The 23,129-nt window shown below is 60.7% G+C and carries 7 protein-coding genes, 1 tRNA gene and 7 rRNA genes; 2 read left to right on the top strand and 13 right to left on the bottom strand.

Annotated features, from left to right (window positions below; genetic code table 11):
* Positions 1-48 precede the first annotated feature (48 nt).
* Entirely contained in the window at positions 49-693 is a 645-nt protein-coding gene (locus N2K95_RS01165; protein WP_260652548.1) for a response regulator, read from the bottom strand.
* The gene (locus tag N2K95_RS01160; protein ID WP_260652547.1) at positions 681-1,943 is read right to left on the bottom strand and encodes a sensor histidine kinase; all 1,263 of its coding nucleotides are present in this window, start codon (positions 1,941-1,943) and stop codon (positions 681-683) included. The genes N2K95_RS01165 and N2K95_RS01160 overlap by 13 nt, the downstream gene beginning before the upstream one ends.
* 174 nt (positions 1,944-2,117) lie before the next feature.
* Here N2K95_RS01160 and N2K95_RS01155 point away from each other — a divergent pair, with 174 nt between their 5' ends.
* Complete coding sequence (locus tag N2K95_RS01155; protein ID WP_260652546.1) at positions 2,118-2,873, top strand: ABC transporter ATP-binding protein; 756 nt, start codon at positions 2,118-2,120, stop codon at positions 2,871-2,873.
* Position 2,874: 1 nt separating this feature from the next.
* Positions 2,875-5,343: an FtsX-like permease family protein gene (locus N2K95_RS01150; protein ID WP_260652545.1), complete on the top strand. Its 2,469-nt coding sequence runs from the start codon at positions 2,875-2,877 to the stop codon at positions 5,341-5,343.
* A 59-nt stretch (positions 5,344-5,402) separates the two neighbouring features.
* On the opposite strand, the gene N2K95_RS01145 is transcribed toward N2K95_RS01150, so the two are convergent.
* From N2K95_RS01145 to N2K95_RS01095, 11 genes are all read right to left on the bottom strand, one after another.
* A tRNA-Ser gene (locus tag N2K95_RS01145) sits at positions 5,403-5,490 on the bottom strand.
* A gap of 87 nt (positions 5,491-5,577) precedes the next feature.
* On the bottom strand, positions 5,578-6,225 hold the full coding sequence (locus tag N2K95_RS01140; RefSeq protein ID WP_260652544.1) for a TMEM175 family protein: 648 nt from the start codon (positions 6,223-6,225) through the stop codon (positions 5,578-5,580).
* A 122-nt stretch (positions 6,226-6,347) separates the two neighbouring features.
* Positions 6,348-6,464: ribosomal RNA gene (rrf, locus tag N2K95_RS01135) — 5S ribosomal RNA — on the bottom strand.
* Positions 6,465-6,743: 279 nt separating this feature from the next.
* Positions 6,744-6,860, bottom strand: a 5S ribosomal RNA gene (gene rrf, locus N2K95_RS01130).
* A gap of 275 nt (positions 6,861-7,135) precedes the next feature.
* A 23S ribosomal RNA gene (locus N2K95_RS01125) occupies positions 7,136-10,269 on the bottom strand.
* Between the two features lie 528 nt (positions 10,270-10,797).
* Positions 10,798-12,325 (bottom strand): 16S ribosomal RNA (locus tag N2K95_RS01120).
* The 16S, 23S and 5S rRNA genes sit together here, the layout of an rRNA operon.
* A gap of 588 nt (positions 12,326-12,913) precedes the next feature.
* The gene (locus tag N2K95_RS01115) at positions 12,914-14,608 is read right to left on the bottom strand and encodes a thioester domain-containing protein (protein WP_260652543.1); all 1,695 of its coding nucleotides are present in this window, start codon (positions 14,606-14,608) and stop codon (positions 12,914-12,916) included.
* A 317-nt stretch (positions 14,609-14,925) separates the two neighbouring features.
* Positions 14,926-16,527, bottom strand: coding sequence for a thioester domain-containing protein (locus N2K95_RS01110; protein WP_260652542.1), 1,602 nt, complete (start codon positions 16,525-16,527; stop codon positions 14,926-14,928).
* A gap of 479 nt (positions 16,528-17,006) precedes the next feature.
* Positions 17,007-17,123 (bottom strand): 5S ribosomal RNA (gene rrf / locus N2K95_RS01105).
* 275 nt (positions 17,124-17,398) lie between these two features.
* Positions 17,399-20,532: ribosomal RNA gene (locus N2K95_RS01100) — 23S ribosomal RNA — on the bottom strand.
* Between the two features lie 528 nt (positions 20,533-21,060).
* Positions 21,061-22,588, bottom strand: a 16S ribosomal RNA gene (locus tag N2K95_RS01095).
* Positions 22,589-23,129: the final 541 nt, after the last annotated feature.

Genomic DNA, 23,129 nt, shown 5'->3' with positions numbered 1-23,129 from the left:
GAAACAAGACCCGGGACGAAACCTGCATGCGGGTAGGCCGGCGGGCGGTCAGGAGCGCAGGTACGCCAGGGTGGCCAGCACCCGGCGGTGGCCGCTGTCCGACTGGGCGAGTCCGAGTTTCGCGAAGATGTTGCCAATGTGTTTGCTGACAGCGGTTTCGGACACGGAAATGGCCGAGGCAATGGCGGTGTTCCCCAGCCCTTCGGCCACCAGCCCGAGCACTTCGAATTCCCGCGGGGTCAGTGCGCGGACGGGGTCCTGGCTGCTGCGGCGGCTGAACAGCTGGGCAATGACCTCCGGGTCCATCACGGTCCCGCCGGCGGCCACGCGCCGCAGGCCGTCCACGAATTCGCCGACGTTGCCCACGCGTTCCTTCAGCAGGTAGCCCACCCCCTGGGCGCCGGAGGCGAGCAGCCGGCTGGCATAGCGGTCCTCCACATAGGCGGAGAGGACCAGCACCGGAAAGTCCGGCACCCGGGAGCGCAGTTCCAGGGCGGCCCGCAGCCCCTCGTTGGTGAAGGTCGGCGGCATCCGGACGTCCAACACGGCGCCGTCGGCGCTGCCGGGCGCGAAGGCGGCGAGCAGGTCATCGGCGTTGTCCCAGGAACCCACCACGTCGAAGCCTTCGCTCTCGAGCAGCAGTTTGAGTCCCGCCCGCAGCAGGGCATCATCTTCGGCGATCAGAAGGCGCATGGCAGTTCCACCCTTAGGTTTGTTGGTCCGCCGTCGGGACTGTTCAGCACCAGCCTGCCGCCGAAAGCCGCCGCGCGGCGGGCGATGCCGGCCAGCCCGGTGCCGGCAGTTTCTGCCGGGTCCACCGTCGCGCCGCCCCGGCCGTCGTCGTTCACCAGGACCACCAGGACATCTCCCCGCGGGGTGGATTCGGTCCGCAGCACCACGTCGATCCGTGACGCGTTGGAATGCTTGGCTGCGTTGGTCAGGGCTTCGGCGAGGACAAAGTAGGCCGCGGATTCCACCGCGGCGGGAGCGCGGAGCAGGCCCTCCACGTTCAGGGAACACGGGACGGGCGAGCGGCTGGTGAGGGCGGAGGCTGCACCGCCCAGACCGAGTTCGTCCAGGATCGGCGGATAAATGTCGTGGACAGCCGCGCGCAGCCCGGCGAGCGCCTCGGAGGCGGCGTCCTGTGCCCGTCCGAGGAACGGCACGGCAGCAGCCGGGTCGGTTTCGGCGGCGCGCTGGGCGAGTCCCAGCATCATCACGACGCCGACCAGCCGGTTCTGCGCGCCGTCGTGCAGTTCGCGTTCAATCCGGCGCAGTTCCGCCGCGTGGGCGGCCAGGGCGCTGGCCCGGGCGGCCGAGAGGTCGGAGATCCGGCGGGCCAGGTCCGCGTACCGGCGGGGCGAGAGGATGGCCAGCGTGGCTTCGCTGAACCGGCGCGCCAGCCACGGCAGCAGCACCCACGCCCCGGCGGCATACAGCAGTCCCAGCAGGATCATCAGGAGGGCGTCGGCCCAGCTGCGGACGAAGATGGTCAGTTCCAGCGGTGCGTCCGGCGGGAAGAGCTGCCACAGGGGTGCCGCCGCAACGTAGAGCACCGCACCAAAGGGAAGCGCGAGGGCCAGCGCTGCCGCCAGTACGGCAAACCCGCAGTGGAAGAGCAGCCACGACAGGTCCCGCTTGGTTTCCGGAGCACTCAGCAGGGCGGCCAGTTCGGTGAACGAATACCGGCCGGTGAGGCGGCGCCGGTCAAAGGGGATGACGGCGGAAGCCCGCTTCGCCGAGCGGGTCTGCGCCCGGGCGGCCAAACGGTTCAGGATCTCCAGGAAGCTCGGAACCGCGTACAGGCCCACCCCCAGGGCCACGAACGGAAGCAGCGCAATACCGGCCAGCAGGACGGCCAGGGACACAAACCAGTAGCCGCCCTCGACCACAAGGAAACCCGTAGCCCGGATTCGGGTCCTGGCGCGCTCGGGGAGTCTCACCCGATGAATTATGCCCGAGCGGATTCCTGCTGTCGGTATAGCCAGCTATACCCCAAACCGGGCTGTTGGCTGTATCGGATCTCCTTTCCCCGCTCCGTAGCGTCGGAGTCAGCAAGTTTTCCCGTTCTTCCCCTCCCCTCTCCGGCCCTCCCGGCCCGATCAAAGGATGACCCGATGTTCACCGACGCCTCCGAATTCTCCGGACCCGCAGCTCTGCAGCTGCAGGGCGTGTCCAAAAGCTACCGTTCCGGCAACACCACGGTGCCGGCCCTCCGCGAGGTGTCCCTGGCCATTCCGGCCGGCACCTTCACCGCGGTGATGGGGCCCTCCGGGTCCGGCAAGAGCACCCTGCTCCAATGCGCTGCCGGGCTCGATGCTCCGGACAGCGGCACCGTGCTGCTGGGGGATACCGAAATTTCCCACCTGCACCGCAAGGCCCTGACCCGTTTCCGCCGGGACCACGTCGGTTTCGTCTTCCAGTCCTACAACCTGCTCCCTCAGCTGACCGTGGCCCGGAACGTCACGCTGCCGCTGCTGCTGGCCGGGCGGGCCACGGACACCGTCTGGCTGGACTACGTGTTGGAAGCGGTGGGGCTGGCCGGCCTGGGCGAGCGGAAGCCGCAGGAACTCTCCGGCGGGCAGCAGCAGCGGGCCGCCATTGCCCGTGCGCTGATCACCCGTCCGGACGCCGTTTTTGCCGATGAGCCCACCGGCGCCCTGGATTCCGTCACGGCACGCCAGGTGCTGGACCTGCTGCGGCACACCGTCTCGGCGCTGGGCCAGACCGTCATTATGGTGACGCATGATCCCGTGGCCGCCGGATCCGCGGACACCGTGCTTTTCCTCGCGGACGGGCGCCTCGACGGCAGCATGACCGGAGCCACCGCCCTCGACGTCAGCGAACGCATGGCCACCCTTGGGGAGCACTGACATGTGGACCCTTGCCAAAGCATCCATCCGGCACCACCGCGGCGGGTTCGCCGGGGTTTTCGTAGCCGTGTTCCTGTGCGCCGCGCTCATCACCGCGATGGGCGTCCTCATTGAATCCGGGACCCGCGGCGGCATTGCTCCGCAGCGCCTGCAAGGGGCCGACGTCGTTGTGGGAGCCCCGCAGGCGCATCCGGTGGTGGAGGACATGGACGCCCCCTTCGCCGAGCGTGTCCTGCTTCCCGCCGACGTCATTGACGAGATCGCGGCCGTCCCCGGAGTTGACCGGGCCGTCGGCACCATCGACCTTCCGCTGGCCGCCACCGACGGTACGGCCGTCTCCGCCGCCGCCTGGGACTCCGCAGCCCTGACCCCCTACGCGTTGACCGCCGGGGACGCTCCCTCCGGCGCAGCGGAGGTAGTTGTGGATGAATCCTTCGGGGTGGGTCCGGGCAGCAGGCTCATCCTCACCCACGGCGGGGAACCCACGGAGTACACCGTGTCCGGCCTCGCCGCCCCGGAAAAGGGCGTGGACACCGGTCCTGCCGCTTTCCTCAGCACCGCCGGAGCCGAAGCCCTGTGGCCGCACGGAGACACGGTGGCCACCGTGGGCGTCATCGCCGAATCAGGTGTCCGACCGGCGCAGCTGTCCGCCGACATCGAGGCACAGGTGGCCGACGTCGTCGGTTACACCGGGGACCGCCGCGGAGACGTGGAAAACCTGGGCGGTTCCGCCGCCCGGTCCACGCTGCTGCTGCTCAGCGGCTCGCTGGCCGGGGTGGCCGTTATGACCGCGGTGTTCGTGACCGCCGGGACCCTGTCCCTGTCCATCATGGCGCGGCGGCGCGAATTCGCGATGCTGCGCGCTGTGGGTGCCGGCGCCAACCAGACCCTGGGCCTCGTCATGCGTGAAGTCCTGCTGGTGTCCGGCGCGGCCGCTGTACTGGGTGCGGCGCCCGGCTACCTGCTGGCATGGTTCCTCGGCCAGCAGTTCGCTGCCGGCGGGGTCCTTCCGGAGACCTTCGTCCTGGCCTTCAGCCCGCTGCCGGCCCTGGCTGCCGTAGCGGTCAGTATCACCGCTGCGGTAGGTGCCTCGCTCGTCTCGGCCCGGGGTACGGTCCGTGCGGCGCCGACGGCGGCCCTGCGGGAGTCCGTGACGGAAGCGTCCCGGCTGGGCCGCGGACGCGTCATCACCGGGCTGTCCCTGCTGGGTGCGGGCCTCTTCGCTGCCCTGGTACCGGTTGCCCTTCCCGGCACGGCCGGGCTGGCATCCGCCGCCTCGAGCATCCTGCTGCTGATGATCGGTGCCGGCCTGCTGGGGCCCTGGCTGGTGACGGGCGCATTGAAGCTGGTGCAGCCGCTGGTCCGCCGCAGCCCTTCCGCTTCGCTCGCCCTGGCACAGGCCAATGCCTCCGCTTTCCCGCGCCGGCTCGCCTCGGGGATTGTTCCGCTGGCCCTGGCCATTGCACTGGGATCCGTGCAGTTCTTTATGCCGGCCACGGTGGCAACGGAAGCCGAACGGCAGTCACGTGACGGGGTGGTGGCCGGGTATCTGGTTAGTGCTCCGGGGACCGGGGTCTCCCAGGAACTCGCTGATGAGGTGGCTGACCTGCCTGGTGTGGAGGCGACGTCGCCGGTGGCCCGCTCCGCGGTTCTCGCCAAGGCAGGCTTCGCAGGAATGGAGGACGGCGTGCAGCCGTACGCCATCCAGGGTCTTGCACCGCAGGAGCTGGGCGGGACCCTGGATCTGGACGTGACGGAAGGTTCGCTGGACCTCTTGGTGGAACCCGGCACGGTAGCGCTGAGCGCGGATCTTGCCCGGGAAGCAGGGACAACCGTGGGCGAGGACTTTGCCTTCTACTACGGGGACGGCTCCGAGGCGACTGCCGCCGTCGTCGCCACGTATGAGCGGGGGCTGGGATTCGGGGATGTGGCGGTGGCCAATGAGACGCTGCGCAGCCACACCACCACCGGACTGAACGACTATCTGCTGGTCACCGCGGAGCAGGATGCAGATCCGGGGGAACTGGCCGCGGCCGTCGACGGTCTGGGGCTGACCCTCCTGGATAAGGAGGAGCTGAGCGCAGCCGGAGCCGCCGAACGGAACGCCGACTCATGGGCCTCGGTTATCGCGATGCTGGTCCTGCTGGGGTATCTCGCCGTCTCCGTGGTCAACACACTGGTCATGGCGACGGCGCGGCGGCGGCCGGAGATGATGCTGCTGCGGTCCCTGGGTGCCTCGGATACCCAGCTGCGCCGGATGACGGGGGCGGAGTCGCTGCTGATTGTCGCTGCCGCCGTCGTTATCGGCACCGTCCTGGCCCTGCCGCCGCTGATGGGGATAGCCGTCAGTGTCTCGGGGCTGCCGCTTCCGACGATCGTGCCGGCGGTGTACCTCGGCCTCGCCGGTGCGACGGCGGCACTTGGGTTCGGATCCATTGCGGTGGCCACGCGTACCGCGCTCCACTCCTGACGCAGCCTGCCGGTTAACGAGAAACACCCCGGTCCGAAGACCGGGGTGTTTCTTTGTCCTGGCGGAGGATGGGGGATTTGAACCCCCGAGGGCGTTAACCCAACACGCGTTCCAGGCGTGCGCCATAGGCCGCTAGGCGAATCCTCCAGGCTTGCTCCCGTAGAAGCAGATATAAGACTACCCGACGCAGGGCCAAACCACCGAATCGGCGCCATGGCCCCACTTGAGGAGCGCTTAGGCCGAGCTGGTTCGCCGGCGCCCGAGGCCGTGGAGCGCGGCATTAATAATGACAATTCCCAGCCAGGACCAGGCGGCCGTCTGCGGACTCCACAGAAGGGCAATGGGGATCGAGGCCAGGAAAACCGCGGGGGTGACCGGGGCCCGGACCTGCGCGAAGGCCGGAAGCCGGGGATCTACGTCATCCCGGAAAAGGCCCACACGGCTGCAGTAAATCCACAGCCCGGTATTGGCGGTGCCAATAAGCCCCAGTGCCGCCGCATAAATCACGACGCCGAGCACCTGGTCTCCGTAGAACGCCAGCATGTCGGTGGCGTATCCCAGCAGGGCGACGAACAGCAGCAGCACCAGGTTCAACTGCTGCAGCCGGCCGGTGAATCCCCTCAGGAGCCGGAAGAGCCGGTGATGGCTAAGCCAATAGGCGGCGGTGACCGCAAAGGACAGGACGTAAGCCCCGAACTCCGGAAGCTGCGCGGCCACGGCCGCCCCAAGCTCGTTGGCCGGCACCTGTGGAACCCGGATGTCCACGGCCAGCAGCGTCATGGCGATAGCGAAGACGGCATCGCTGAAGAACATGGTGCGGTCCAGGTCCGGACCGGAATTTACTCGAGCGAAGCCCTGACTGTTGCTGTTTTCGCCGGCCACCGGACCATGCTTGCGTACATTCCACAGCGGGTCGAGCGTCGGCCGAAGGAAAGCGGGCCGGGAGGTGCAGTTAAACAGATAAGGACCCGCACATCCTTGTGCGGATCCTTATCCCAACGTATGTCCGGCGGTGACCTACTCTCCCACATCCTCCCGGATGCAGTACCATCGGCGCTGTGGGTCTTAGCTTCCGGGTTCGGAATGGGACCGGGCGTTTCCCCCACGCTATGACCGCCGTAACCCTAGCCCCGACGGCAATGCGTCGGGAAATCTTTGATTACAGGCTGCCCTTTCGGGTTTCTGCTTCTTAATCTTACCGCGTCTTCCGGACCATTTCGACCACGGCAGGCCGGCTGGACTTGTCCGGGGTGTCGGAAGAAACACAGTGCCTCACCTGGGCCTGGGCCACCGACGCCGTTGCAAGGAGGGGTGCACGCCACCCTCGAGTACCGGAGTCCAAGGCTGTTAAACAGGAAGAGCCCGTACCAACACTGGTACGGGCTCAACCTTCAAATATTGTCCGGCGGTGACCTACTCTCCCACATCCTCCCGGATGCAGTACCATCGGCGCTGTGGGTCTTAGCTTCCGGGTTCGGAATGGGACCGGGCGTTTCCCCCACGCTATGACCGCCGTAACCCTTCCACCCGCACCACACACCCAAAACCAACAGGGTATGCGTGGGGAAAACAATGGTTACAACACGTCCCGGAACCACTCCAAAAAGAGGGGTGCCGGCAGTGCGGTAAATTGTGAACCCTCCCCCGGACAAGGGGTAAGGAGTTCGTGTTCCTGGGCGAACAACCAACGGGTTGTTGTCCGGGAACCACATAGTGGACGCAAGCAGCATGATCTACAACACCCTTTATACTTTGACGGACCGTTTGAAGTCGTGTCCGTCCAGGTGCTGGTGTGGTGTAAGTTATCGGCCTATTAGTACCGGTCAGCTTCACGGGTCTTTAGTCCCCGCTTCCACATCCGGCCTATCAACCCAGTGGTCTGGCTGGGGGCCTCTCACACACAAGGTGTATGGAAATCTCATCTCGAAGCGGGCTTCCCGCTTAGATGCTTTCAGCGGTTATCCCATCCGAACGTAGCTAATCAGCGGTGCACTTGGCAGTACAACTGACACACCAGAGGTTCGTCCGTCCCGGTCCTCTCGTACTAAGGACAGCCCTTCTCAAATTTCCTGCGCGCGCAGCGGATAGGGACCGAACTGTCTCACGACGTTCTAAACCCAGCTCGCGTACCGCTTTAATGGGCGAACAGCCCAACCCTTGGGACCTACTCCAGCCCCAGGATGCGACGAGCCGACATCGAGGTGCCAAACCATGCCGTCGATATGGACTCTTGGGCAAGATCAGCCTGTTATCCCCGAGGTACCTTTTATCCGTTGAGCGACGGCCATTCCACAATGTACCGCCGGATCACTAGTCCCGACTTTCGTCCCTGCTCGAGATGTCTCTCTCACAGTCAAGCTCCCTTGTGCACTTACACTCGACACCTGATTGCCAACCAGGCTGAGGGAACCTTTGGGCGCCTCCGTTACTCTTTAGGAGGCAACCGCCCCAGTTAAACTACCCATCAGGCACTGTCCCTGACCCGGATTACGGGCCGAAGTTAGATATCCAGTATGACCAGAGTGGTATTTCAACGATGACTCCACCCGAACTGGCGTCCGGGTCTCACAGTCTCCCACCTATCCTACACAAGCCACACCGAACACCAATACCAAACTATAGTAAAGGTCTCGGGGTCTTTCCGTCCTGCTGCGCGTAACGAGCATCTTTACTCGTACTGCAATTTCGCCGAGTTTATGGTTGAGACAGCGGGGAAGTCGTTACTCCATTCGTGCAGGTCGGAACTTACCCGACAAGGAATTTCGCTACCTTAGGATGGTTATAGTTACCACCGCCGTTTACTGGGGCTTAAATTCCCAGCTTCGCCCGTAAGGGCTAACCGGTCCTCTTAACCTTCCAGCACCGGGCAGGAGTCAGTCCGTATACATCGTCTTGCGACTTCGCACGGACCTGTGTTTTTAGTAAACAGTCGCTTCCCCCTGGTCTCTGCGGCCCCGATCCCCTCCGGACAGCAAGTGTCCATCAAGGTTGGGGCCCCCCTTCTCCCGAAGTTACGGGGGCATTTTGCCGAGTTCCTTAACCATAATTCTCTCGATCGCCTTAGTATTCTCTACCTGATCACCTGTGTCGGTTTGGGGTACGGGCGGCTGGAACCTCGCGCCGATGCTTTTCTAGGCAGCATAGGATCACCGGATCCCCCCGTGAGGGGGTCCCGTCGGATCTCAGGTTCGTCATCAAAGACACCGTGACGGATTTACCTATCACGGACCCTACGTCCTTAGACCAGGTCTACCATCGCCTGGCCCGGCTACCTTCCTGCGTCACACCTGTTAATACGCTTACCTCCCAGGATCAGGTCCCGTGCTCGGCCAAAACCCTCACACCACAAGGGTGATCGGGCAGGCTCCGGACGGTTAGTGTCCCCTGCTTGGTATGGGCGGTTCTTCGCCGGTACGGGAATATCAACCCGTTGTCCATCGACTACGCCTGTCGGCCTCGCCTTAGGTCCCGACTTACCCAGGGCAGATTAGCTTGACCCTGGAACCCTTGATCATTCGGCGGACGGGTTTCTCACCCGTCTTTCGCTACTCATGCCTGCATTCTCACTCGTGTAGGCTCCACCACTGGTTTACACCGCAGCTTCACTGCCCACACGACGCTCCCCTACCACTCCAGACGACTGAACCACGAAGGCTTATCTATATCTGAAATCCACAACTTCGGCGGTGTACTTGAGCCCCGCTACATTGTCGGCGCGGAATCACTTGACCAGTGAGCTATTACGCACTCTTTCAAGGGTGGCTGCTTCTAAGCCAACCTCCTGGTTGTCTGGGCAACTCCACATCCTTTCCCACTTAGCACACGCTTAGGGGCCTTAGTTGGTGGTCTGGGCTGTTTCCCTCTCGACTATGAAGCTTATCCCCCACAGTCTCACTGCTGCGCTCTCACTTACCGGCATTCGGAGTTTGGCTGACGTCAGTAACCTTGTAGGGCCCATTAGCCATCCAGTAGCTCTACCTCCGGTAAGAAACACGCAACGCTGCACCTAAATGCATTTCGGGGAGAACCAGCTATCACGGAGTTTGATTGGCCTTTCACCCCTACCCACAGCTCATCCCCTCCATTTTCAACTGAAGTGGGTTCGGTCCTCCACGACGTCTTACCGTCGCTTCAACCTGGCCATGGGTAGATCACTCCGCTTCGGGTCTAGATCACGCCACTGCATCGCCCTATTCAGACTCGCTTTCGCTACGGCTTCCCCTCACGGGTTAACCTCGCGACGTAACACTAACTCGCAGGCTCATTCTTCAAAAGGCACGCTGTCACAGCTACAAGGCTGCTCCAACGGTTTGTAGGCACACGGTTTCAGGTACTATTTCACTCCCCTCCCGGGGTACTTTTCACCTTTCCCTCACGGTACTTGTCCGCTATCGGTCATCAGGGAGTATTTAGGCTTACCAGGTGGTCCTGGCAGATTCGCACGGGATTTCTCGGGCCCCGTGCTACTTGGGATCCTCTCCAAGCGGCAGCATACATTCCGGTTACGGGGCTAACACCCTCTACGGCCCGGCTTTCAAACCGGTTCACCTATGCACCTGCACTCACTTCACCGATCCGGCAGAATCGGTACGGAAAGTCCCGCAACCCCAGTGATGCAACGCCCGCCGGCTATCACACACCACTGGTTTAGCCTCTTCCGCGTTCGCTCGCCACTACTAACGGAATCACTGTTGTTTTCTCTTCCTGTGGGTACTGAGATGTTTCACTTCCCCACGTTCCCTCCACGCACCCTATGTGTTCAGATGCGGGTCACCCGGTCACTCGCGCGCCGGGCGGGGTTTCCCCATTCGGACATCCTGGGATCAAAGTTCGGTTATCAACTCCCCCAGGCTTATCGCAGATTCCTACGTCCTTCTTCGGCTCCTGATGCCAAGGCATCCACCGTGTGCCCTTAAAAACTTGACCACAAAGATCAATTTATTATCGCTATCGAGAAAACCACGGTCTCCCCAGGCACCCTTTGAGGGGCACCCGGATCCACCAGGTTTTTCTGAAATTGCACTTAATATTTTAAGATGCTCGCGTCCACTATGTAGTTCTCAAACAACAACCCCGTCACACCCTTCCCCGCACCGAACAACCCCGCAAGGGGTGTCACATGTGCGGTTCCGGCCTGCGCAGGAACAAACAGAAACAAACCAGTCAACCCGCAGACCCTCCCCCCTTTGACAAGGAGAGGATCACGGGTGCCTGTTGCTTCAGGACCCAACAGTGTGCCAAACGACGAACCGGCCCAACCAGGACTGCAGCAGGTGTTCCAGGAACCCTCCGAGGAGGGAACGTACTGACCCGTGCAGCCGGCATGCCGGCGCCTATCCATTGATATTCCACCCTTGAGCACCCACCGGAGAACATATGTCTCCGATATGGGCATCTCCTGCGAAGCACACATCCAACACTGTGGAAGGACATGGTCTTCGAGGTGCTCCTTAGAAAGGAGGTGATCCAGCCGCACCTTCCGGTACGGCTACCTTGTTACGACTTAGTCCCAATCGCCGGTCCCACCTTCGACGGCTCCCTCCCACAAGGGGTTAGGCCACCGGCTTCGGGTGTTACCAACTTTCGTGACTTGACGGGCGGTGTGTACAAGGCCCGGGAACGTATTCACCGCAGCGTTGCTGATCTGCGATTACTAGCGACTCCAACTTCATGAGGTCGAGTTGCAGACCTCAATCCGAACTGAGACCGGCTTTTTGGGATTAGCTCCACCTCACAGTATCGCAACCCTTTGTACCGGCCATTGTAGCATGCGTGAAGCCCAAGACATAAGGGGCATGATGATTTGACGTCGTCCCCACCTTCCTCCGAGTTGACCCCGGCAGTCTCCTATGAGTCCCCGCCATAACGCGCTGGCAACATAGAACGAGGGTTGCGCTCGTTGCGGGACTTAACCCAACATCTCACGACACGAGCTGACGACAACCATGCACCACCTGTAAACCGGCCACAAGTGGGGGACCTGTTTCCAGGCCTTTCCGGTTCATGTCAAGCCTTGGTAAGGTTCTTCGCGTTGCATCGAATTAATCCGCATGCTCCGCCGCTTGTGCGGGCCCCCGTCAATTCCTTTGAGTTTTAGCCTTGCGGCCGTACTCCCCAGGCGGGGCACTTAATGCGTTAGCTACGGCGCGGAAAACGTGGAATGTCCCCCACACCTAGTGCCCAACGTTTACGGCATGGACTACCAGGGTATCTAATCCTGTTCGCTCCCCATGCTTTCGCTCCTCAGCGTCAGTTAATGCCCAGAGACCTGCCTTCGCCATCGGTGTTCCTCCTGATATCTGCGCATTTCACCGCTACACCAGGAATTCCAGTCTCCCCTACATCACTCTAGTCTGCCCGTACCCACTGCAGACCCGGGGTTGAGCCCCGGGCTTTCACAGCAGACGCGACAAACCGCCTACGAGCTCTTTACGCCCAATAATTCCGGATAACGCTTGCGCCCTACGTATTACCGCGGCTGCTGGCACGTAGTTAGCCGGCGCTTCTTCTGCAGGTACCGTCACTTTCGCTTCTTCCCTGCTGAAAGAGGTTTACAACCCGAAGGCATTCGTCCCTCACGCGGCGTCGCTGCATCAGGCTTCCGCCCATTGTGCAATATTCCCCACTGCTGCCTCCCGTAGGAGTCTGGGCCGTGTCTCAGTCCCAGTGTGGCCGGTCACCCTCTCAGGCCGGCTACCCGTCGTCGCCTTGGTGGGCCATTACCCCAACCAACAAGCTGATAGGCCGCGAGTCCATCCAAAACCGCATAAAGCTTTCCACGGACCGCCATGCGGTGGTCCGTTGTATCCGGTATTAGACCCGGTTTCCCAGGCTTATCCCGAAGTCAGGGGCAGGTTACTCACGTGTTACTCACCCGTTCGCCACTAATCATTCTGTGCAAGCACAGAAGTCATCGTTCGACTTGCATGTGTTAAGCACGCCGCCAGCGTTCATCCTGAGCCAGGATCAAACTCTCCGTAAATGTGTTACAGACACAGACCGGGGACCAAGGAAAATTGGTCGACCGTCCTGCACTAAATTCGAAACCGGCTAAAAAAACCGTCCCTACCCACGGGGTGGGCGGAAACGGCCTGTTCAACCAATCAATATAAATAAATTGGTATCAATAAACTTGGCACACTATTGAGTTCTCAAACAACAGACGCAATCCGAAAATACTCGGGAAAACAATGTTTTCCTTTTCTTCTTCGCTGCAATGTTTTACCGAAAAGCGTTTCCGCCGTTCCGGACCCAGCAACAACCGGAGTCTTTCCCGCCGGCCCTGCGAAGGGCACGCACCGGTTGGACTCTGTTTTTTGTTGGGGTTTGGCCGCCATGCTCGGGCGCTTTTCCAGCGTCCCGGCCGCGGCGACTTCTAAAACTTTACACACGTTTGCCCGTAGCCGCAAATCGACCGGCACAGCCGGAGCCGGCACCCTCTCGGGCGCCGGCTCCGACTAACCGTCAGCCACTCAGCACAGGAGTCCCCGGGCCCCCTGGTGGACTAGCTGCTGCGCCGCCGGAAGGAACCCTTCGACTAGCTGCTGCGCCTCCGGAAGGCACCCTTCGACTAGCTGCTGCGCCTCCGGAAGGAGCCCAGAACCAACAGCGATCCGGCCAGGACGGCACCACCTGCTGCCATGACCATGGACGCAGCGTCTTCCGCCCCGGTCCGCGGAAGCCGTTCGGTTACCGGCACCGGGGCGTATTCGTTGACCACCTCAGCTGTCAGCTCCTGCCCCGGCAGAATGGTTACCTCCGCCGTACCCGAGGAGGAAACGGTGACATCCTCATTCTCTCCGGACGCCGGCTCCGAGACACGGCACACCGTTCCTGCCGGAATACCTTCGTACCGCTGGGTAAAGGTATCCGCCGAAGTCCCCTCGGGGATCACAAAGGTTTCGTCAATCAACCCGTCACCGCACTGGACGTGCAGCACGATGTCGTCCTGCAGGCCCGCACCGGACCCGCTGACGGTTTTCGCCACCACCAGGCTGCCCGGGTTGAATTCCACATTGTTCATGACCTCCACGACGTTCTCGCCTTCGACGATTGTCACAGGATCCGGGAGGACGGGTGTCACCGTCACCTCGGTATTGGAACCCGTGACCGGTTCGGTGATGGAGCACACCGTACCCACTGGAAGATCAACGATCGGTTCGCTGACGGGAGCTGTGGTTCCTGCGGGGATCTCAAAGATAAACGTTCCCACCGTCCCACAATCGACAGTGAGCGCAATTGTGCCCTGGCTGCCTGCGGCTTCCCCTGCAAAGGTTTTGTTCACCAGGAGATCGCCCGGCACGAAGAACTCCGCGGTCGCCTCGGCAGTTGCTTCCAACACTGTGGTCGCGGCGAGAATGAGGGGCTGCGCGTTCTCCAGCAGTGGATCACCCTGGTCGTAGACGTAGACGTTGCCGGTCTGGACGGAAACGGAAGCGCGGGCACTAAGGACTCCCGGGTCGGTGGATGCCGGCGGACCGCCCACCCAGACCTGGGTCCCTGAAGGGACTGTGCTCCCGTCCGGGATAGGGACGGTCCCCGCAGCATCGGCAAACATGGTGTATCCGGCCGGCACGGAAAGCGTAACCTCCGCGGCTCCTTCCGACGCGACCGTGAACGGGCCCGCCACGCCTCCCGCCGGACCCGCGGCAGCCGGTGGGGTAACGGTGACATTCGGCGGGGGCGGTTCCACCAGGGGCCCGTTGGCCTGTGCGTCGGCGACGATCGCCTCGACCGCACCTCTGATGACCGTCTCCGAAGTATTGACCAGATATCCGTCGGTGAAGTACCAGATCGCACCCTGCACCGCCGCAGCCTGCTGATTAGCGGTTAAGCCCGCAGGCGCTGCGGGATTCGCAGGATAGTAGTTGTTCAGGACGTAACTCACGTAGCCAAGGTTGGCGACGTTGGCTTCATCCCAGGCCCCCTGAACGTAGCCGATGCCGACCATGGTCTCCACCGCTGTGTCGATGCAGTACATCTGCCCGGTCCCGCCATCGGCGTCCTGGGTGAGAATGATGCCCGCGAACCGACCGGTCACCGGTACTCCCACTGGGTTCTCCTCCGGATACGGTGCCAAGGGATCCGGTGGGGTGGGATTGTCAGCCACGAACGCCTGCACCCTTTGAGCGGGCCCGAGATCGGTGGTCACGACTTCCGCATTGGTGCCGGCTACCGGAGCCGGTTCATTCGGGTCCGGCTCTGCCCACGAGGCATTGGCGGGTGCCGCGAACGGCGCCAGCAGCAGCGCTGCAGCGGCCGCCATGCCAAGAAGTGACCTGCGAAGCCGGCGCTCGGGCCCCCGCCGGCGCCGCGGGCCCGATGGAAAGGAATATTGGCTCATAGGGGTCTCCTGCTTCTATCCCTGGGGATGACTCGCGAGTGACCATGCCGAAACCAGTTCGGCCTGTGCTGGGCACAGTATGTGGAATCAGGGGCCGGGGGTAGGCGAAACCGCCATATTCGTAGAAAGCCGGGCAGGACCAAACTATAGAAAAGGTCTCGGGGTCTTTCCGTCGGCAGCGCTGGAGCCGGGCCCTTTAAGGGGCCCGGCTCCGGTATTAGAGCGCCGCTGATCAACCCTTAGCTGTTGTGGCGCCGGCGCGTTGATCCCAGGACCAACAACGATCCGGCGAGTACTGCAGCGCCGGCCACAGCGCCCAGCACCGTGGCGCCGTCGGCCCCGGTGCGCGGGAGCCGTTCGGTTACCGGCACCGGGGCGTATTCATTGACCACCTCAAGGGTTTGAGACTGTCCGGGCAGGATGGTTACTTCAGCTGTGCCTGTGGATTCCACAGTGACATCTTCGTTAGCCCCGGATGTTGGCTCCGTAACCCGGCACATCACGCCCGCTGGAATACCCTCGTACAGCTGGGTAAACGTGCCGGCCGTGGTGCCTACGGGGATCACAAACGTCTCGTCAATCAGCCCATCACCGCACTGGACGTGCAGCACGATGTCATCCTGCAGGCCCGCACCGGACCCGGTCACGGTTTTCGCCACGACCAGGCTGCCCGGGTTGAATTCCACGTTGTTTGTAACCTCCAGGACGTTTTCGCCTTCAGCGATTGTCACCGGCTCCGGGAGGACGGGTGTCACCGTGACCTCCACGGTGGATCCGGTTACCTCCTCCGTCACCGCGCACACCGTTCCAACCGGAAGGTCCGTTACGGTGTTGCTCACCGGCGCAGCTGTCCCCGCAGGAATCTCGAAAACAAAGGCGCCCGCCGGGCCGCAGTCCACGGTGAGGGTGATGGCACCCTGGCTACCGATTCCTCCGCCGGCAAACGCCTTATTCACTACCAGGTCTCCCGGCACGAAGAACTCCGCCGTCGCCTGGGCGTTGGATTCGATCTCGGCGTTTGCCGCCAGGATCAGCTTTTGCGCTTCCGTCACGTCGGGGTTGTTGCCTACGTAGAGGTAGACGTTCCCTGTCTCAACGGGCACTACGGCGCTGGCTGTGATGACAGCAGGATCCGTGGTCTGCGCAGTATTGCGTACCCAGACCTGGGTACCGGAGGGAACCGACTCGGCGAGAGGCACGGTTCCCTCGGGGTCCGCGAACAGGGTGAAGCCCTCGGGGGCCTCCACGGTCAGCAATGCGTCACCGCCGGCGGTGACAGTAAAGGGACCGGTGGCGCCATCTACGGGCCCGGCTGCCACGGGAGGGTCGATATTAACGTCCGGAGCAGGCGGTTCAGTGAGGGGTCCGGCAGCTAGTACAGCGTCGATGATCCCCTGGGTCAGCGGGCGGAGGGGATCGGTGTCCTGCAGGACGAAACCGTCACTGAAGAACCAGATTGCTGCCTGGACAGCTGCGGCACGAACGCTGTCGTCCGCCGCTTCCGCAGGAAGGCCGGGCTGGTCGGGATAGTAGCTGTTCAAGACCTGGTTCACGTATCCCACATTGGGTACGTTGGCTTCGCCCCATGTACCGCTCTCATATCCGAGCCCTGAATAGGTAGAGGTACGGATGTCGATGCAGTACATCTCCTGGGTATTCCCCTCTTCATCTGCAGTGAGGATAGTGCCGGCGAAGGACGGATTGTCTTCCTCGTATCCGTCCGGCACGTCCTGCGGGTAGCTGCTGATATCAAATGCCTGCCCGACGGGCGGTATTCCCCCCGTCGCGGCGGTTCCCACGCCGGTTCCGGTCATAGTGATTTCAACCTCGGAGGTGGGCACGGCGTCACCTGGCTGCGGCCCGGAGAAAACAGCCTGCGCCGGCAACGCGGTCAAAGATGTGGCCAGTACGGCTCCGCCTACGCCGAGCATTGTCAGTAGATAGCGCCTCCGAATGCGGGGCCTCTCCCTGCGTCCCCCACTGTGTGCGAGTGATGTACTCCGTCTCATAAGGTCCCGCCTACTCTCTCCCTGACTGAATAGGAACGCAGTTGCTGCACGCATGTAGTCGAGCACCGCAAACGTTCGCCCCGAAGTCGCGAGGCTATATCTCCTGCGACAGCCTTGTAAGGGTGTTCGGCCGTTCCGGCTGTGTCCACCCGGGAACGGCCGGCGCATATCCGCGACGTGAAGTAGTTACGAATGTCATACCGACACCGTTGCAAGGAGGGGTGCACGCCACCCTACCTGCCGTGTTTAGGCGTTAAACAGGTCAGGTCCCGCACCAATGGTGCGGGACCTGACCCTCTCTACTAAATATTGTCCGGCGGTGACCTACTCTCCCACATCCTCCCGGATGCAGTACCATCGGCGCTGTGGGTCTTAGCTTCCGGGTTCGGAATGGGACCGGGCGTTTCCCCCACGCTATGACCGCCGTAACCCTTCCACCCGCACCACACACCCAAAACCAACCGGGCATGCGTGGGGAAAACAATGGTTACAACACGTCCCGGAACCACCCCAACAAAGGGGGGTGCCGGCAGTGCGGTAAATTGTGAACCCTCCCCCGGACAAGGGGTAAGGGTTCGTGTTCCTGGGCGAACAACCAACGGGTTGTTGTCCGGGAACCACATAGTGGACGCAAGCAGCATGATCTACAACACCCTTTATACTTTGACGGACCGTTTGAAGTCGTGTCCGTCCAGGTGCTGGTGTGGTGTAAGTTATCGGCCTATTAGTACCGGTCAGCTTCACGGGTCTTTAGTCCCCGCTTCCACATCCGGCCTATCAACCCAGTGGTCTGGCTGGGGGCCTCTCACACACAAGGTGTATGGAAATCTCATCTCGAAGCGGGCTTCCCGCTTAGATGCTTTCAGCGGTTATCCCATCCGAACGTAGCTAATCAGCGGTGCACTTGGCAGTACAACTGACACACCAGAGGTTCGTCCGTCCCGGTCCTCTCGTACTAAGGACAGCCCTTCTCAAATTTCCTGCGCGCGCAGCGGATAGGGACCGAACTGTCTCACGACGTTCTAAACCCAGCTCGCGTACCGCTTTAATGGGCGAACAGCCCAACCCTTGGGACCTACTCCAGCCCCAGGATGCGACGAGCCGACATCGAGGTGCCAAACCATGCCGTCGATATGGACTCTTGGGCAAGATCAGCCTGTTATCCCCGAGGTACCTTTTATCCGTTGAGCGACGGCCATTCCACAATGTACCGCCGGATCACTAGTCCCGACTTTCGTCCCTGCTCGAGATGTCTCTCTCACAGTCAAGCTCCCTTGTGCACTTACACTCGACACCTGATTGCCAACCAGGCTGAGGGAACCTTTGGGCGCCTCCGTTACTCTTTAGGAGGCAACCGCCCCAGTTAAACTACCCATCAGGCACTGTCCCTGACCCGGATTACGGGCCGAAGTTAGATATCCAGTATGACCAGAGTGGTATTTCAACGATGACTCCACCCGAACTGGCGTCCGGGTCTCACAGTCTCCCACCTATCCTACACAAGCCACACCGAACACCAATACCAAACTATAGTAAAGGTCTCGGGGTCTTTCCGTCCTGCTGCGCGTAACGAGCATCTTTACTCGTACTGCAATTTCGCCGAGTTTATGGTTGAGACAGCGGGGAAGTCGTTACTCCATTCGTGCAGGTCGGAACTTACCCGACAAGGAATTTCGCTACCTTAGGATGGTTATAGTTACCACCGCCGTTTACTGGGGCTTAAATTCCCAGCTTCGCCCGTAAGGGCTAACCGGTCCTCTTAACCTTCCAGCACCGGGCAGGAGTCAGTCCGTATACATCGTCTTGCGACTTCGCACGGACCTGTGTTTTTAGTAAACAGTCGCTTCCCCCTGGTCTCTGCGGCCCCGATCCCCTCCGGACAGCAAGTGTCCATCAAGGTTGGGGCCCCCCTTCTCCCGAAGTTACGGGGGCATTTTGCCGAGTTCCTTAACCATAATTCTCTCGATCGCCTTAGTATTCTCTACCTGATCACCTGTGTCGGTTTGGGGTACGGGCGGCTGGAACCTCGCGCCGATGCTTTTCTAGGCAGCATAGGATCACCGGATCCCCCCGTGAGGGGGTCCCGTCGGATCTCAGGTTCGTCATCCAAGACACCGTGACGGATTTACCTATCACGGACCCTACGTCCTTAGACCAGGTCTACCATCGCCTGGCCCGGCTACCTTCCTGCGTCACACCTGTTAATACGCTTACCTCCCAGGATCAGGTCCCGTGCTCGGCCAAAACCCTCACACCACAAGGGTGATCGGGCAGGCTCCGGACGGTTAGTGTCCCCTGCTTGGTATGGGCGGTTCTTCGCCGGTACGGGAATATCAACCCGTTGTCCATCGACTACGCCTGTCGGCCTCGCCTTAGGTCCCGACTTACCCAGGGCAGATTAGCTTGACCCTGGAACCCTTGATCATTCGGCGGACGGGTTTCTCACCCGTCTTTCGCTACTCATGCCTGCATTCTCACTCGTGTAGGCTCCACCACTGGTTTACACCGCAGCTTCACTGCCCACACGACGCTCCCCTACCACTCCAGACGACTGAACCACGAAGGCTTATCTATATCTGAAATCCACAACTTCGGCGGTGTACTTGAGCCCCGCTACATTGTCGGCGCGGAATCACTTGACCAGTGAGCTATTACGCACTCTTTCAAGGGTGGCTGCTTCTAAGCCAACCTCCTGGTTGTCTGGGCAACTCCACATCCTTTCCCACTTAGCACACGCTTAGGGGCCTTAGTTGGTGGTCTGGGCTGTTTCCCTCTCGACTATGAAGCTTATCCCCCACAGTCTCACTGCTGCGCTCTCACTTACCGGCATTCGGAGTTTGGCTGACGTCAGTAACCTTGTAGGGCCCATTAGCCATCCAGTAGCTCTACCTCCGGTAAGAAACACGCAACGCTGCACCTAAATGCATTTCGGGGAGAACCAGCTATCACGGAGTTTGATTGGCCTTTCACCCCTACCCACAGCTCATCCCCTCCATTTTCAACTGAAGTGGGTTCGGTCCTCCACGACGTCTTACCGTCGCTTCAACCTGGCCATGGGTAGATCACTCCGCTTCGGGTCTAGATCACGCCACTGCATCGCCCTATTCAGACTCGCTTTCGCTACGGCTTCCCCTCACGGGTTAACCTCGCGACGTAACACTAACTCGCAGGCTCATTCTTCAAAAGGCACGCTGTCACAGCTACAAGGCTGCTCCAACGGTTTGTAGGCACACGGTTTCAGGTACTATTTCACTCCCCTCCCGGGGTACTTTTCACCTTTCCCTCACGGTACTTGTCCGCTATCGGTCATCAGGGAGTATTTAGGCTTACCAGGTGGTCCTGGCAGATTCGCACGGGATTTCTCGGGCCCCGTGCTACTTGGGATCCTCTCCAAGCGGCAGCATACATTCCGGTTACGGGGCTAACACCCTCTACGGCCCGGCTTTCAAACCGGTTCACCTATGCACCTGCACTCACTTCACCGATCCGGCAGAATCGGTACGGAAAGTCCCGCAACCCCAGTGATGCAACGCCCGCCGGCTATCACACACCACTGGTTTAGCCTCTTCCGCGTTCGCTCGCCACTACTAACGGAATCACTGTTGTTTTCTCTTCCTGTGGGTACTGAGATGTTTCACTTCCCCACGTTCCCTCCACGCACCCTATGTGTTCAGATGCGGGTCACCCGGTCACTCGCGCGCCGGGCGGGGTTTCCCCATTCGGACATCCTGGGATCAAAGTTCGGTTATCAACTCCCCCAGGCTTATCGCAGATTCCTACGTCCTTCTTCGGCTCCTGATGCCAAGGCATCCACCGTGTGCCCTTAAAAACTTGACCACAAAGATCAATTTATTATCGCTATCGAGAAAACCACGGTCTCCCCAGGCACCCTTTGAGGGGCACCCGGATCCACCAGGTTTTTCTGAAATTGCACTTAATATTTTAAGATGCTCGCGTCCACTATGTAGTTCTCAAACAACAACCCCGTCACACCCTTCCCCGCACCGAACAACCCCGCAAGGGGTGTCACATGTGCGGTTCCGGCCTGCGCAGGAACAAACAGAAACAAACCAGTCAACCCGCAGACCCTCCCCCCTTTGACAAGGAGAGGATCACGGGTGCCTGTTGCTTCAGGACCCAACAGTGTGCCAAACGACGAACCGGCCCAACCAGGACTGCAGCAGGTGTTCCAGGAACCCTCCGAGGAGGGAACGTACTGACCCGTGCAGCCGGCATGCCGGCGCCTATCCATTGATATTCCACCCTTGAGCACCCACCGGAGAACATATGTCTCCGATATGGGCATCTCCTGCGAAGCACACATCCAACACTGTGGAAGGACATGGTCTTCGAGGTGCTCCTTAGAAAGGAGGTGATCCAGCCGCACCTTCCGGTACGGCTACCTTGTTACGACTTAGTCCCAATCGCCGGTCCCACCTTCGACGGCTCCCTCCCACAAGGGGTTAGGCCACCGGCTTCGGGTGTTACCAACTTTCGTGACTTGACGGGCGGTGTGTACAAGGCCCGGGAACGTATTCACCGCAGCGTTGCTGATCTGCGATTACTAGCGACTCCAACTTCATGAGGTCGAGTTGCAGACCTCAATCCGAACTGAGACCGGCTTTTTGGGATTAGCTCCACCTCACAGTATCGCAACCCTTTGTACCGGCCATTGTAGCATGCGTGAAGCCCAAGACATAAGGGGCATGATGATTTGACGTCGTCCCCACCTTCCTCCGAGTTGACCCCGGCAGTCTCCTATGAGTCCCCGCCATAACGCGCTGGCAACATAGAACGAGGGTTGCGCTCGTTGCGGGACTTAACCCAACATCTCACGACACGAGCTGACGACAACCATGCACCACCTGTAAACCGGCCACAAGTGGGGGACCTGTTTCCAGGCCTTTCCGGTTCATGTCAAGCCTTGGTAAGGTTCTTCGCGTTGCATCGAATTAATCCGCATGCTCCGCCGCTTGTGCGGGCCCCCGTCAATTCCTTTGAGTTTTAGCCTTGCGGCCGTACTCCCCAGGCGGGGCACTTAATGCGTTAGCTACGGCGCGGAAAACGTGGAATGTCCCCCACACCTAGTGCCCAACGTTTACGGCATGGACTACCAGGGTATCTAATCCTGTTCGCTCCCCATGCTTTCGCTCCTCAGCGTCAGTTAATGCCCAGAGACCTGCCTTCGCCATCGGTGTTCCTCCTGATATCTGCGCATTTCACCGCTACACCAGGAATTCCAGTCTCCCCTACATCACTCTAGTCTGCCCGTACCCACTGCAGACCCGGGGTTGAGCCCCGGGCTTTCACAGCAGACGCGACAAACCGCCTACGAGCTCTTTACGCCCAATAATTCCGGATAACGCTTGCGCCCTACGTATTACCGCGGCTGCTGGCACGTAGTTAGCCGGCGCTTCTTCTGCAGGTACCGTCACTTTCGCTTCTTCCCTGCTGAAAGAGGTTTACAACCCGAAGGCATTCGTCCCTCACGCGGCGTCGCTGCATCAGGCTTCCGCCCATTGTGCAATATTCCCCACTGCTGCCTCCCGTAGGAGTCTGGGCCGTGTCTCAGTCCCAGTGTGGCCGGTCACCCTCTCAGGCCGGCTACCCGTCGTCGCCTTGGTGGGCCATTACCCCAACCAACAAGCTGATAGGCCGCGAGTCCATCCAAAACCGCATAAAGCTTTCCACGGACCGCCATGCGGTGGTCCGTTGTATCCGGTATTAGACCCGGTTTCCCAGGCTTATCCCGAAGTCAGGGGCAGGTTACTCACGTGTTACTCACCCGTTCGCCACTAATCATTCTGTGCAAGCACAGAAGTCATCGTTCGACTTGCATGTGTTAAGCACGCCGCCAGCGTTCATCCTGAGCCAGGATCAAACTCTCCGTAAATGTGTTACAGACACAGACCGGGGACCAAGGAAAATTGGTCGACCGTCCTGCACTAAATTCGAAACCGGCTAAAAAAACCGTCCCAATACCCACGGGGTGGGCGGAAACGGCCTGTTCAACCAATCAATATAAATAAATTGGTATCAATAAACTTGGCACACTATTGAGTTCTCAAACAACAGACGCAATCCGAAAATACTCGGGAAAACGATGTTTTCCTTTTCTTCTTCGCTGCAATGTTTTATATCTTATTCCATTCCGGCGTTATTTGCAATTCCCGGTTTCCCTCGTCGGGACCCTGTGAAAAGCGTTTCCGCCGTTCCGGACCCAGCAACAACCGGAGTCTTTTCCATCGGCCCTGCGAAGGGCACACACTGGTTGGACTCTGTTTTTTGTTGGGGTTTGGCCGCCATGCTCGGGCGCTTTTCCAGCGTCCCGGCCGCGGCGACTTCTAAAACTTTACACACGTTAGTCCGTAGCTGCAACTCGGATTCCAGTGACACCGGACTCCCTCGCCGTGCCGGATCCTGATGGTCTTTCC

This window comes from Arthrobacter zhaoxinii (genome assembly GCF_025244925.1).
Classification (GTDB): Bacteria; Actinomycetota; Actinomycetes; order Actinomycetales; family Micrococcaceae; genus Arthrobacter_B; species Arthrobacter_B zhaoxinii.
Note: the sequence above shows the minus strand (reverse complement) of the source record. Positions and strands in the feature narration are given on the sequence as shown.